This window comes from Roseofilum reptotaenium CS-1145 (assembly GCF_028330985.1).
Lineage (GTDB): Bacteria > Cyanobacteriota > Cyanobacteriia > Cyanobacteriales > Desertifilaceae > Roseofilum > Roseofilum reptotaenium.
The window spans coordinates 73,209-86,444 of the sequence record NZ_JAQMUE010000100.1; the positions used below are offsets into that span (position 1 = coordinate 73,209).

The 13,236-nt window shown below is 44.2% G+C and carries 9 protein-coding genes; 3 read left to right on the forward strand and 6 right to left on the reverse strand.

The genetic code is table 11. The features are described from left to right. Nucleotides 1-13: 13 nt before the first annotated feature. Nucleotides 14-970, forward strand: a complete 957-nt coding sequence (locus PN466_RS22715; RefSeq protein ID WP_271944282.1) for a DUF362 domain-containing protein — start codon at nt 14-16, stop codon at nt 968-970. A 41-nt stretch (nt 971-1,011) separates the two neighbouring features. Here the strand turns inward: PN466_RS22715 and PN466_RS22720 are convergent, their stop codons facing one another. After that, nucleotides 1,012-2,094, reverse strand: coding sequence for a tetratricopeptide repeat protein (locus PN466_RS22720; protein WP_271944283.1), 1,083 nt, complete (start codon nt 2,092-2,094; stop codon nt 1,012-1,014). A 310-nt stretch (nt 2,095-2,404) separates the two neighbouring features. On the opposite strand from PN466_RS22720, the gene PN466_RS22725 reads away from it, so the two are divergent. Further along, nucleotides 2,405-4,021 carry a B12-binding domain-containing radical SAM protein gene (locus PN466_RS22725; RefSeq protein WP_271944285.1) on the forward strand — a complete coding sequence of 539 codons (1,617 nt, stop codon included), beginning with the start codon at nt 2,405-2,407 and terminating at the stop codon, nt 4,019-4,021. 97 nt (nt 4,022-4,118) lie between these two features. On the opposite strand, the gene PN466_RS22730 is transcribed toward PN466_RS22725, so the two are convergent. Then, nucleotides 4,119-4,955, reverse strand: a complete 837-nt coding sequence (locus tag PN466_RS22730) for an Rpn family recombination-promoting nuclease/putative transposase (protein WP_271944286.1) — start codon at nt 4,953-4,955, stop codon at nt 4,119-4,121. Nucleotides 4,956-5,044: 89 nt separating this feature from the next. After that, entirely contained in the window at nt 5,045-5,920 is an 876-nt protein-coding gene (locus PN466_RS22735) for an Rpn family recombination-promoting nuclease/putative transposase (RefSeq protein ID WP_271944288.1), read from the reverse strand. A gap of 190 nt (nt 5,921-6,110) precedes the next feature. Here PN466_RS22735 and PN466_RS22740 point away from each other — a divergent pair, with 190 nt between their 5' ends. Beyond that, a complete protein-coding gene (locus PN466_RS22740; protein ID WP_271944290.1) occupies nt 6,111-7,289 on the forward strand; it encodes a SpoIID/LytB domain-containing protein in 1,179 nt (392 codons plus the stop codon). 44 nt (nt 7,290-7,333) lie between these two features. Here the strand turns inward: PN466_RS22740 and PN466_RS22745 are convergent, their stop codons facing one another. The 3 genes from PN466_RS22745 to PN466_RS22755 all read right to left on the reverse strand — a co-directional run bounded on the left by PN466_RS22745 (nt 7,334) and on the right by PN466_RS22755 (nt 13,160). Then, nucleotides 7,334-7,975 carry a transaldolase family protein gene (locus PN466_RS22745; RefSeq protein WP_271944292.1) on the reverse strand — a complete coding sequence of 214 codons (642 nt, stop codon included), beginning with the start codon at nt 7,973-7,975 and terminating at the stop codon, nt 7,334-7,336. 87 nt (nt 7,976-8,062) lie between these two features. Next, nucleotides 8,063-9,940: a two-component system response regulator gene (locus tag PN466_RS22750; RefSeq protein ID WP_271944294.1), complete on the reverse strand. Its 1,878-nt coding sequence runs from the start codon at nt 9,938-9,940 to the stop codon at nt 8,063-8,065. Further along, entirely contained in the window at nt 9,933-13,160 is a 3,228-nt protein-coding gene (locus PN466_RS22755; RefSeq protein ID WP_271944296.1) for a PAS domain S-box protein, read from the reverse strand. The genes PN466_RS22750 and PN466_RS22755 overlap by 8 nt, the downstream gene beginning before the upstream one ends. Between the last annotated feature and the right edge of the window lie 76 nt (nt 13,161-13,236).

The window sequence follows — 13,236 nt, forward strand, 5'->3', positions numbered from 1 at the left end:
GTTAATTGTGATCATGAGTCAAGTAAGTTTGGTGCGGGCGAATTCCTATGATCGAGAGGCGCTCAGAGCTTCTTTGGTGGAAGTTTTGGCTCCTTTGGGAGGTATGGAATCCATCGTTAAACGGGGCGATCGCGTCTTACTTAAACCTAATCTATTAACGGGGTCTCGACCAACTCATGAGTGTGTGACTCGTCCGGAGTTGGTGGTTGAGGTTGCACGGTTGGTTAAAGAAGCAGGAGGTGTGCCATTTTTGGGCGATAGTCCGGCGTTTGGGACTGTGGAAGGGGTTGCTCAGGCGAATGGGTATTTACCGTTTTTGCAGCAGGTGAATTTACCGATCGTAGAATTTCGGGGAAAACGATATCAAACGGAAGGCGATCGCTTTGGGCATTTGTTGCTGTCTAAGGAAGCAATGGATGCGGATGCAGTGATTAATTTACCGAAGATTAAGGCTCACCAGCAGTTGACGATGACGTTGGGAGTGAAAAATCTATTTGGCTGTGTGCCTGGAAAAATGAAGGCTTGGTGGCATATGCAAGCGGGGAAAAGTTCCCAGGAGTTTGGAGCGATGTTGGTGGAAACCGCTCGGACTATTGCGCCAAATTTAACGATTCTTGATGGTATTATTGCCCATGAAGGAAATGGGCCAATGAGGGGTAGTCCCCGGTTCCTGGGTATTTTAGGAGCATCTGAGGATGTGTTTGCTCTGGACTTAAGCGTTTTGGAACTATTGGGGGTTGATCCGATGGAGGTTCCCACCCATGTTGCAGCTTTGGCTGCGGGCTGTTATGCTCAGAAGCAGGTAGAGTTTCCGTTGTGTAATCCGCAGGAATTGGCGATCGCCAACTGGAAGTTACCGGATAAGATGCAACCCATTGATTTTGGGATGCCCAGGGTCATTAGATCTACGTTTAAACATCTATATATTCGGTTAATCAAAGAGCCGATGAGCGCCTATCAAACGGAGTAGGTAATGGATAATGAACAATAGAACCGCTATTCCCTATTCCCTTAAGCCAAAGCTTGCCGTTGCTCTCGGTATTGCTCAACTTTAAGTAAGTCACCGAGGGCACTACAGGCTACAATTAAATTCCCTAAGGTTTGGCCAGTTAAGCGTTTGTCTTTGAGGTGTAGGGCAATTTGTAGGCGCTGTTCATAATAGCGAGTCGCTTCGTGATAGTTTCCTAAAGCATCGTGAGCTACCCCTAAACTGCCTAGGGTTTGTTCTTTCATACGTTGGTCTTTCACTTTTTCAGCAAGCTGTAGTCGTTCTTCGTAATACGTAATGGCTTGGCTATAATCTCCCAGGGTGTGGAAGGTATTGCCTAAATTTCTCAATACTTTGGCAGTTAAACGTTGATTTTGGGTTTTACGAGCTAAGTCTAATAATTGTTGATAATAGTGAATGGTTTGCTCAGAGTTGCCTAGGGAATGGTGGGCATTAGCCAGGTTTCGTAGGATTTGGCTTTGCATCAGGGGGTTGTCTTGTTCCCGAATCAAGGTTAAACTTCGAGCTTGATATGCGATCGCTTTGGGTAAGTCGTTGAGAGCTTTGTAGACTAAGCCCAAATTGTTTAAGCCCACGGCTAATAAGCGGTTGTCTCCCATCTCTTGCGCCAGTTCAATACTGCGACTTTCAGCAGTAATGGCTTCTGTGTAGCTTCCTTGATGACGGTAAGCATTGCCCAAATTTCCCCAAGTTTGGGCTTCTAGGCGCACATTGCCCAATTGTTGGGCTAATTTTAATCGTTGTTTTTGATATTCGATAGCCTGATTATAGTCCCCTTGGGCATAATAGGAATGACTTAAATGGCCCAAAACTTGACTAATCTGTTGATGGTTTTCCAAGCTTTCGTAGAGGGGTAAACACTCTTGCCAGTAGGTTTGAGCCGCTTTAATGTTTCCTTGTTGCTGACAGGTACTGGCTTGTTCAAAGAGGCGATCGGCTTGATCCCCCAAAGTGATCGACGATAAACTCTCTACATTAAGCGCTCCTTCGTCACGGGGAATTAATGTATCTCGATGTACCCCTTCTCGATGAATACTAACCACGGTTTGCGCTTTTCCCTGTAAATGGGTTAATCTGGATTTCATTATTTTAGCTACTCCCTTCTAACTGGTTCACCCGGTTTACCCCCTTAGAATGCACCCGATTAATATAAAGAAGGGTATTCTTTCAGGATAACTGATGAGAGTGGACAAAAAATCAGTATCTTCACTTATTTTTCACCTATTCTTTAAAAAAGTGAGACTTATATCAATTAAAAGTTTTGCTATTGCTCATGAGAACTTAACCCGATTTTTGAGGCAATTTCTATCAATTTGACAAAAGTCCGATTTTTTTGTATTGTCATAGGGTAAATTGCCCTATTTGCGATCAAAATTAAACTAACCGCATTTTTCCTTGTCTATCCCCCTACATGAAGAACAGCTTTTATTCGACCCGGTATCCCCTGAAAGCACTGCTATTCCGGTAATTTTTGCCTTTCCTAACACCTACAGTATTGGTATCACCAGTTTAGGCTATCAAGTGATTTGGTCGCAGTTGCGTGAGCGATCGCAGGTGGCAGTGAGCCGTCTATTTACGGATGGACAGGAAAAACTCCCCAGACAGGTTGAACTGGTTGGTTTCTCGTTATCCTGGGAATTGGACTATGGCAATATTTTGGTGTTACTTGACCAACTCGGTATACCCAGGCGAAGTGAGCAGCGCCAACAGCATCATCCCCTAATTTTTGGGGGTGGGCCAGTATTAACAGCCAATCCTGAACCCTTTGCTGACTTTTTTGATGTGATTTTATTGGGGGATGGGGAACAGTTATTAGGCGAATTTATTGACCGATATCAAGAGGTTCGGGCGGCATCCAGGGGCGAGCAATTGAGATATCTGGCTCAGGGAGAAGGAATTTATGTACCCAGTTTATATGAGGTGACCTACGACAGTCCAACGGGAGCGATCGCTGCAATTACGCCCCTTGAAGATAGTATTCCTGAACGGCCAACGAAACAAACCTATCGCGGTAAAACCCTCCTCGCCTCTAGAGTCGTTACCCCACAAGCCGCGTGGGAAAACATTTATATGGTGGAAGTTGTGCGATCGTGTCCAGAACTCTGTCGATTTTGCCTTGCTAGTTATCTCACTTTACCCTTTCGCACCGCTAATCTTCAAGAAGGATTAATTCCTGCCATTGAACAAGGGTTAAAATTGACCAACCGACTCGGATTATTAGGCGCTTCAGTCACCCAACATCCTGAATTTAATGCCCTGCTCGATTATCTAAGCCAACCGCAATATGACCAGGTGCGTCTGAGTCTAGCTTCTGTTCGCACGAATACGGTTACCGAAAAACTCGCTCGTATTCTTAGTCAACGGGATAGCCGCTCCATTACCATTGCCATCGAAAGCGGATCGGAAAGGCTGCGGGCGATCGTCAATAAGAAACTGCAACAAGAGGAAATTATCCAAGCTGCGATTAATGCCAAAGCAGGAGGACTGAAAGGGATTAAATTTTATGGCATGGTGGGTATTCCTGGAGAAGAAATTGAGGATTTAGAACCCACTTTAGAGTTAATGCAAGAATTGAAAAAAGCCGCGCCCGGATTGCGATTAACCTTCGGATGTAGCACCTTTGTTCCTAAAGCCCATACTCCCTTTCAATGGTATGGAGTCAACCCACAAGCAAAGAAGCGATTAAAGCTCTTGCAAAAAGGTTTAGGAAAAATTGGTGTGGAGTTTCGCCCCGAGAGTTACAATTGGTCGGCGATCCAAGCCCTAATTTCCAGAGGCGATCGCCGTCTATCTCACATCCTAGAATTCACGCAAAATTCAGGGGATTCTCTAGGGAGTTATCGGCAAGCATTTAAGCATTTTCAAGGACAACTGCCCCCGCTAGAAGATTATGTGTATCAAAATTGGTCAACCGAAAAAGTTTTACCCTGGCAACATATCCAAGGGACTTTATCTGTAGAAACTCTCAAACAACATTTAGCCACCAGTCAGAAGATACAGCGAGAGGAGTAAACTTGATGTTCAATATCCCAATGTTGATAAATTATTTTGCCTAAATGTTGAGCATCTGCGCGTAAGTAAAACAAGTCATCCGTTCTACTTCCTCAACTTAAGAGTGGCGCTCTGCCAACCAAGACACTAAATCCTCAACTCCAGTAAAATCGATCAGTGCTTCCCCCAAATCTTCCAACACTTCCACAGACAAAGACTGAATCTGCGCTTCCAATTCTGGAGAGAGCGCCCCCACTCGTCGCGTCAATTGGCGAGTGATTAAAGAGACAGCTTCACCTTGCCGTCCTTCTAGAAGACCTTCTTCATGAATTTCTTGATAAATCACTGACTCGCGCATCGTCTCTTTCCTCAATAATTGTCTAATTAACTTTTTCTCAAATCTCAAACCCGCCAGCACTTGACTACAAGCCAGGACATCTGCTTGTTGTTTAGTCTCCTCGATTGTAGCAACCTGATTCGCCACTTGCTGGAGTAACTGGCGCGGTTCAGTAGTTTTTGATAAAGTCGCAAAGGGCAGTAAACCGGGAGAAGAGAGCAGTAAATTAGGGTCTTGTTCCCAAAGTCGAATCACTTGGTATCGGTGCTGGGTATTCGTATCCTCATGCTTGGAGACCAAAACTTCCTCGGAAGTAGTTTCTCGCAAGAACATGACCACTTGATGTACGGAGCAACCATATTGCCGTTTTAACCTCACATAGTAGTCGAGCATTCGGAAGGGTAGGGGTGGTTCAGAGTAGGGACGGGTTTCAAACTCGATGTGCAGAATTTGATTCCCCGCTTTTAAGAAGGTAACCGAATCAGCGCGAATGGGTTCTTGTATCAGTTCGGTTTTGAGGACTTCAACGGGGGTGGGTGGCACTAGGGGAAGCAACCACTCGATGAAGGACTCTGGAAATTTTTCCGCGAGGTATTTGCAGGTGTTGTCGTAGGCCAAGGGAGTTAGGGGAATCGGAAGGTATCGTTTATGTTAGAGGAAGTCTGATTAATTGGGGCGATCGCGCAGCGATGCCCAGCATTATCACCTCAGCGATGCCCAGCATTATCGCCCAACCAAGACACTAAATCCTCAACTGCCGTAAAATCGAGCAGAGCTTCTCCCAGATCTTCCAATGTTTCCACAGACAAAGACTGAATCTGTGCTTGCAATTCTGGAGAGAGTTTCCCCACTCGTCGCGTCAAGAGACGAATGACTAAAGATGCCTCCCGTTGTACACCTCGCTGAATTCCTTGCTGAATTCCTCGCTGAATTCCTTCTAGCAGACCTTCTTCATGAATTTCTTGATAAATCACTGACTCGCGCATCGTCTCTTTCCTCAATAGTTGTTTGATTAACGTTTTGTCAAATCTCAAACCTGCCAGTACTTGACTACAAGCGAGAATATTCACTTGTTGCTTCCTCTCCTCGATTGTAGCAACCCGATCGGCTACTTGCTGTAGTAACTGGCGCGGTTCGGTGGTTTTCGATAAGGTGGCCAAGGGTAATAAACCAGGAGACGATAGGAGTAAATTTGGGTCTTGTTCCCAAAGTCGAATCACCTGGTAGGGATGTTGGGTTTCTCCGTCCTCATACTGAGAGACCAAAACTTGTTCGGAAGTGGTTTCTCGTAAGAAAATCACCACTTGATGAACAGAGCCACCATATTGCCGTTTTAACCTCACATAGTAGTCGAGCATTCGGAAGGGTAGGGGAGGTTGAGAGTAGGGACGGGTTTCAAACTCGATGTGCAGAATTTGATTACCTGCTTTCAAGAAGGTAACCGAATCTGCACGGATGGGTTCTTGTATCAGTTCGGTTTTGAGGACTTCAACGGGGGTGGGTGGCACTAGGGGAAGCAACCATTGGATGAAGGACTCTGGAAATTTTTCGGCGAGGTATTTGCAGGTGTTGTCGTAGGCCAAGGCAGGGAGCTTAAAACATCAGTATTACGAGTTAATGCATGTATCCTAATTCAGGATTAGGTCAGTAGCCAAAATTTCTGTGGAAATTTCCCGGAAATTGAGTCACAAGAGCTGACGATCTGTTAAGGTCTATTAAGATTTTCGATAACGTCCAAATTCTTTAACGACTCCCACTAAGGATTAATTTTCTATGGCTTCTGTGTTCAGTATTTTCTTCATTCCCTTTAAGTCCCTATGGAAACCCCTGAAACCCCATTGGTGGCTGACGGCTGTGTTGTGGATGGTGATGGCTTCGTTGGCCAGTGCGGCGGCAGTGGAATTGCGGGTAGCCATTCAGGAAGATACGGATGAAGTAAAAATTGGTAGTTCTACAGCCGCTATTGTTAAGGATGCTAATGGTCAGGTGATTGGGGAGTTAAACCCGATGGATGGGTTTACAGCTCAGTCTGATTATTATGGGGTTTCTCTGGCCCAGTGGCGAGCGGGACAGTTGTGGATAGAGCCGGAAAATGATGGGTTGGTGTGGATTGGCGATCGCTGGTATCGAGGTAGACTATTAATTATGCCCACCGATGAAGGGATTACCGCGATTAATTATGTCGATATCGAACACTATCTCTACAGTGTGGTCGGCGGTGAAATGATTCCTTCTTGGCCCCTCGAAGCGCTGAAGGCTCAAGCGGTCTCTGCCCGCAGTTATGCCCTCTATCATCGGGAAAAGACAGCCGATAAAATTTATGATGTTGGCAATGATACCTTTTGGCAAGTCTATGGTGGGGTGCAAGATGAATATGTCAGCACTCAGCAAGCGGTAGATGCAACCGAAGGACAAATTTTGGCCTATGACGGTTCGATTATTGAAGCTGTCTTTCATTCCTCTTCTGGCGGTCATACGGAGAATGTAGAAGATATTTGGTCAGAGCCGCGTCCCTATCTTCGTGCTGTACCTGATTACGATCAGCAAGCTCCAGTTTATCAATGGACAGAAGTCTTTACCTTGGCTGATATTAGGGATTTAACGGAAGGAGTGGGCAATGTTTTGTCCATTGTACCTCAAGAAAAAACACCCCAAGGCCGGGTTCGGACACTGAAAATTACCGGCGATCGCGGAGAAAAGATGATTACAGGGAGGCAGTTGAGAAAAGCCTTAAGTTTGAGAAGTACCCTGTTTAGCCTTCAACCTCTAACCGCAGGGGATAAGGCAACAGGAGCAACGAGTTTCCAAGTTCAAGGCCGGGGATTTGGCCATGGTTTGGGAATGAGCCAGTATGGAGCCTATGCCATGGCTTCTCAAGGATCAACCTATCAGGATATTCTCCGCCATTATTATACAGATGCTTATCTAGCTAGGGTGCGGGTGGCTGAATAGGGCATGGAGAATGGGGAATAGGAAACCTCCATTCCCCCATTCCCTCACTCCCAAGAAATTCCTCGCCCATTTTGGTTGAATTCAACGACAGTTTGCTCGGAAAGGAGATGGGTGGTCATTTGTTGTAGAAGGTTGAGGGGTACCGTGATTACGTCTGCGCCTGCTTGTAGAGCAGATGCGGCTTCATCGGGGGATTTGAGGCTGGCGGCAAGGATTTGAGTGTTCGTACCTTGTAAGATTTTAGCCATGGATTGGACGAGAGCGAGACCATCCCCTAGGAGTCGGGTGGCGCGGTTGACGTAGGCGATCGCATATTTAGCTCCGGCTTCTTGGGCGATCGCCGCCTGCGCTGCACTATAGATCGCTGTAACCGAACAGTCCATCAGGCGCGATAAGTGGGCAGTAGCTTGAAATCCAATCGCCGTTGCTGGTATTTTTAAAACGGTTTTCTCCCCAATGATCTCATAAGCCCGTTCTGCTTCCGCAATCATGCCCTCATAGGTAGAGGCTGTGAGTTGATAGAATAATTCGTCGGGAGCGATCGCTGCTAGTTGCCTCAATGTTTCTTCTGGAGATTGATCGCTTTTAGACAACAGGGTTGGATTAGTCGTAATTCCTTTCACCCATCCCCATTCAATAGCAGTTTGTGCTTCAGAAATTAACGCAGAATCGAGATAAATTGCCATGGGTACTCTTTTCTTCTTGGCTCTATATTAATCCATATAGCACGTAAAGGCGATCGCCTAACAATCCAATCATCATTTCTGCGCTCTTCAAGCCTCTAAATCTTCCGAAATTTTCCAACAAGGAACAGTCGCTAATAAAGATCCCATAGTGACCCCATCTAAAGGTTTAGAAATAAAATATCCTTGTACTTCTTCGCATCCCATTTTAGACAACTGGGCTAATTGAAAATCTGTTTCCACCCCTTCAGCCGTTACCGAAATATTTAAATGGTGCGCCAAAGTAATAATTGCTTCTACGATCTCAGCATTTTCCCCGTCCTCTCCAATACGACTAATAAATGAGCGATCGATTTTCAATGTATCAATCGGAAAACGATGCAAATAACTCAAGGAAGAATAGCCTGTGCCAAAATCATCGATACTGAGTTGAATTTCCCGTTGCTTCAGCTTCTCCAGAGCATTCGTTGCCAATTCTGGATTATCCATAATGGCACTTTCAGTAATCTCTAATTTTATATTTTTACTATCACAATTAGTCTTTATTAATATGCAATCAATTTGATCGATTAAAGTAGATTGATTAAATTGCTTGACTGACAAATTAACACTCATTTTAATCTGATGATTAATCCAGCCTTGTTTACACCAATACTGAAATTGAGTACAAGCTTCTTGCAGTACCCATAAACCAATAGGGACAATTAATCCCGTTTCTTCAGCAATGGGAATAAATGCACCTGGTGAAATAAAGCCTTGTTGGGGATGTTGCCAACGAATCAAAGCTTCAAAACCAGAAATATAGCCAGTTTCTAGGGAAATGATGGGCTGATAATAAAGCACAAATTCTTTATTTTCAACCGCCAATCTTAAATCCGTTTCAATCTGAAATCTTTTTTGCGTGTTTTGACGCATAAAAGCATCAAAAATTTGATAGCTTTTATGGCTCCCTTTTGCCCGATACATAGCAATATCTGCATCCCGGAGCAGTTGCTCTGGTTCTTGATAGTCAGGTGTACTAAAAACAATACCAATACTAGCATTTAAGAAAATTTCTTGTCGATCCCAATGGAAGGGCCAAGTTAAAGAATTTTTGATTTTTTGAGCTAGATTAATGGCAATACTAACATCGTCCATTCGATCGATGAGAATTGCAAATTCATCGCCTCCAAACCGGGCTAAAACTTCACTCGATCGCAAGCAAGATTGTAAGCGACGGGCTACAGAAATTAGCACATGATCGCCAACCAAATGTCCTAAAGAATCATTGACCATTTTAAAGCGATCGCAATCCATGAACAGCACGGCAAATTTATATTTATCATTAGATTTAAAGCGTTCTAATGCCTGAATCAAGCAATCCATAAACCAGACTCGATTAGGCAAACCAGTTAGAGCATCATGGGAAGCCATATGCAACAACTTTTTCTGGATTTTTTGGCGCTCTAAAATCTCAGATTCTAGCCTTTTATTCGTACTCATGAGTTGTTGATTCATGTTTTGCAGTTGCTGTGTTCGCACCTGCACACGGTGTTCTAACTCGCTATTAAGTTTGGTTATTTCTGCCTTAGCTTGGGTGAGTGCTAACTGATTTTCTATGCGGGCAATTACTTCTTCCAAATGAAAGGGTTTAGTAATATAATCTATACCCCCCACTTGAAAAGCTTTAACCTTATCAAGGACATCATCTAAAGCACTCAAGAAAATAACGGGAATATCTTTAGTCTGAGTATTCAACTTGAGGTGCTTACAGACTTCATAGCCATCCATATCCGGCATTTTGATATCTAACAAAATCAAATCTGGGGGAATGGTCTTAGCCGCAGTGATTGCCATTGGACCATTGGTCACCCCTCGCACCTTATAGCCTTCTTCTATCAAGCTATTGGATAACAGCCGTAAATTATTCAAAGTATCATCAACAATTAATAAATTTCCCTTAGAGGACATTTGACCCGGGTTATTCATGATTCAAATCACACTGAGCTATTTTCATAATTCGATCAAAACAAAATTGATCCACTAAACTAGCGATCGCCTTCTTTGCATTCCCATAGTCTTCTGACAATTGCTCTAAGAGTTTATAAATCCCATCTGCATCGGCTCCCGCAGCACAATGATACAGTTTGATGACCCAATCTTCAGCAATTCCCTCAAGATCGCTGGCCTCCAACCAATCATCCAGTACAGTTGGGGTACCATCAAGAATTGTGGTTAAACTGTCCATTGGCCCATAAAGATAACGAACTCCGAGATACTTCGCTATTGTCTCAAAAATTGCGCTCTCTTGGAATGGCTTGATCATACAATCATCACATTCGCAACAGCGATCGCAAATTGGCTCACTGAGGGGATGGTCAGTTAAGCCAATAATTATAGTGGCCTGGCCCTGCAAAGACTTACGGATTGTTTGGGTGGCTGCATATCCATTCATCACTGGCATTTGCATATCCATCCAAATCAAATGAGGTTGCCAAGACTTCCACACTTCGATGGTCTCTTGACCGTTACTCGCCTCGCGCACCTCAAAGCCAACAGCACGGAGTAACTTCACTAATAATTGCCGAATTTCCCACACATCCTCAGCGACCAAAATACGATAAGTCGGTTGACCAGGAGCTAGGCTAATGACGCGTAACGGCTTATGGGATAGGGGGACTTGCGTCGGATCGGCTTGCTCAAACGGTATATCAAACCAAAAGCAAGTACCGCCAGCAGCCGGACAAGTGAAGTGAACTTCTCCCCCCATCAATTGAACAAATCTCTGAGTAATGGATAATCCCAAGCCTGTTCCTTCTCCTGACTGACGACCTACACTCGTCTGTACAAAGGGTTCAAAAATCCTGTCTTGTTCTAGCATGGGAATCCCCGGGCCGGTATCTTGAACTTCAAACTGTAATCGATCAGGGTTTGAGGGTTTACTGACGTTCAAGATTACTTCACCTTGGGATGTAAACTTAATGGCATTACTTAAGAGATTAATTAAAATTTGACGTAATTTACTTTCATCTCCTTTCACCCATTGAGGGACATTGTCTTCACATTTTATCTGGAAATGCAAACTTTTTTTATAGGCTTTAAGGATAAACATATCTTTAGTTTTATCCAGCATTTTATACAGATCAAATCCAGAAATGTTCAGAGACAATTTACCCGATTCTATTTTTGATAAATCCAGAATATCATTAATCAATGACAATAGATGATAAGCTGAATTGTTAATGATCTTTAAAAAATCTTTCTGCTCGGTCACTACAACAGATCTGGACAGCAACTGAGTAAAGCCTAAAATAGCATTGAGGGGCGTGCGTAGTTCATGACTCATGTTTGCTAAAAACTCACTTTTGGCCTGATTTGCTGCATCGGCTGCTTCTTTGGCTTGTTTCATCTGAGACTTGGCTTTTAAGGCTTGAATGATCTGTTGGGATTTTTTCTCGATTTCTTTAACTGATTCCGCTTGTTTTATGGCAATCCCCAGTTGTTTTCCGAAGCGTACCATTGCCTTGATTTCCCAAGGCTTCCACGAGCGAGGATTTCCTGTCTGATAGGCAGCTAATAATCCCCAAAATTGCTCTCCCTGTAAAATGGGGGCAATTAAATAGGCTCGAATCTGTTGTTGCTGGAAGAATTCCAAATAGCAAGCAGGGAATCCGCGAGTGAAAACATCATTCGCTACATAACTCTCTGATACCTTACCTTGGGAAACCTGGGCTTGAAAAAAGCAATGGCTCAGTTGTTCGGTTAACTTTTGATAGGTATGGGGTAGTTTAACCAAAGATCGCTGATTTGGGCCTAAAGATTCTGCTACAAATTGACCCGTCCAATCCGGATTAAAACGATAGACGAGAGTGCGATCGCACTTCAACAACTGTCTGGCCTCATAGGTTACCGTCGTAAAAATCGTCTCTACATCTAAAAATGCCCGGGTTTTATCGACCACCATATCTACAGCCCGCTCAGTCTCTGCTTGCTGCTGCAACTGTCGTTGAATTTCCTTTTCCCTTTCTTGGGTTGCCTGTTGCAGCGCCACTTCCATCTGCTTGCGCTCATGGATATCCGAAACCACCCCAATTAACCGAGTGGGTTCCCCTATCCAATCCCGTACAATTGACACAGCGATATACACCCATTGCACCTTTCCATCTTTGCGGAGATAACGCTTTTCTAGGCTATAGGTCTGACCAATACCACTTAAGAGGTCTTCAACATAGGCTTCCTCAACCTTACGATCCTCTGGATGAGTCAATTGACGAAAGGTCATGTTAAGTAGCTCGGCCTCGCTATATCCCAACAATTGACAAAATCGTTGATTGACCTGTACTAATTGTCCACAAGGAAGAGTCAATGCAATCCCTACTGCTGCTTGATCGAAAATGGCCTGTAATCGTTCTTCTCGCTCCCATAAACTTAACTGAGCCTGTCGCCGCTCACTAATATCACGCAAACAGACAACTAAGGCTTCTTCCCGATCCCATTGCACTGGAGCTACACTAATTTCGCTCACGCCTAATACTTCTCCCTCACGAGTAATTTCAATCTCTGCGGTTTGTCCAACGACCATGGGCAATCCCAAAGGATAATCGATTAATTCAGAGAGGGGTTTATGGAGAATGTTCTTGGCTGCTGGGTTCGCAAATAAGACGGTTCCTTGCTGGTCTATAATCATTATTCCATCGGAGGTACTGTTAACCAGCGTTTGCCATCGAGCTTCAACTTTCCGTAGTTGCTCAGTCGTCTTTTGGTAGGGAGTCAGCACTTGAGCCAACATGATAAGGCCACCGACTTTTCGAGCATCAGTATACCAAGGGTAAATTTGCCAACTGATCCAGTCAACAGAACCATCGGCCTGATAAAAAGGATCTTCATTACACTGTTTAACCTCACCTGCTAAACAGTGTTGATGAATCTCTTTGCAGCTTTGAGGAAGGTCTGGAAAGACTTCATAGTGAGATTTGCCGATGATGTTCACTTCTTGTAAGTTATACATATTCAGCCATTGCTCGGAGACATACAGATAGCACATCTGACGATCAAAAATGGCGATCGCCCCTGGAGAATGCAATACGGATAACTTTAATAACTCCTCTTGTACCTTTAACTTCTGCTGTTGCCGTCGTACATAGCTATACCCAATCAGGAAATTGGCCCCAATTGCCCCAATTCCAGCAATCCAAGTCAGGGCGAACAATGTTTCGCTCCTACTTGAAGGGGCAGACTTAACCCGATCTCTTGAATCTAGAGAAGATGGATTAATCGCTAACCCT

What these genes read in the sequence shown, in the direction of transcription:
- PN466_RS22715 (WP_271944282.1), top strand. Translation starts at nt 14, where the DNA reads ATGAGTCAAGTAAGTTTGGTGCGGGCGAATTCCTATGATCGAGAGGCG.
- PN466_RS22745 (WP_271944292.1), bottom strand. Translation starts at nt 7,975, where the DNA reads ATGGCAATTTATCTCGATTCTGCGTTAATTTCTGAAGCACAAACTGCT.
- PN466_RS22720 (WP_271944283.1), bottom strand. Translation starts at nt 2,094, where the DNA reads ATGAAATCCAGATTAACCCATTTACAGGGAAAAGCGCAAACCGTGGTT.
- PN466_RS22740 (WP_271944290.1), top strand. Translation starts at nt 6,111, where the DNA reads ATGGCTTCTGTGTTCAGTATTTTCTTCATTCCCTTTAAGTCCCTATGG.
- PN466_RS22750 (WP_271944294.1), bottom strand. Translation starts at nt 9,940, where the DNA reads ATGAATAACCCGGGTCAAATGTCCTCTAAGGGAAATTTATTAATTGTT.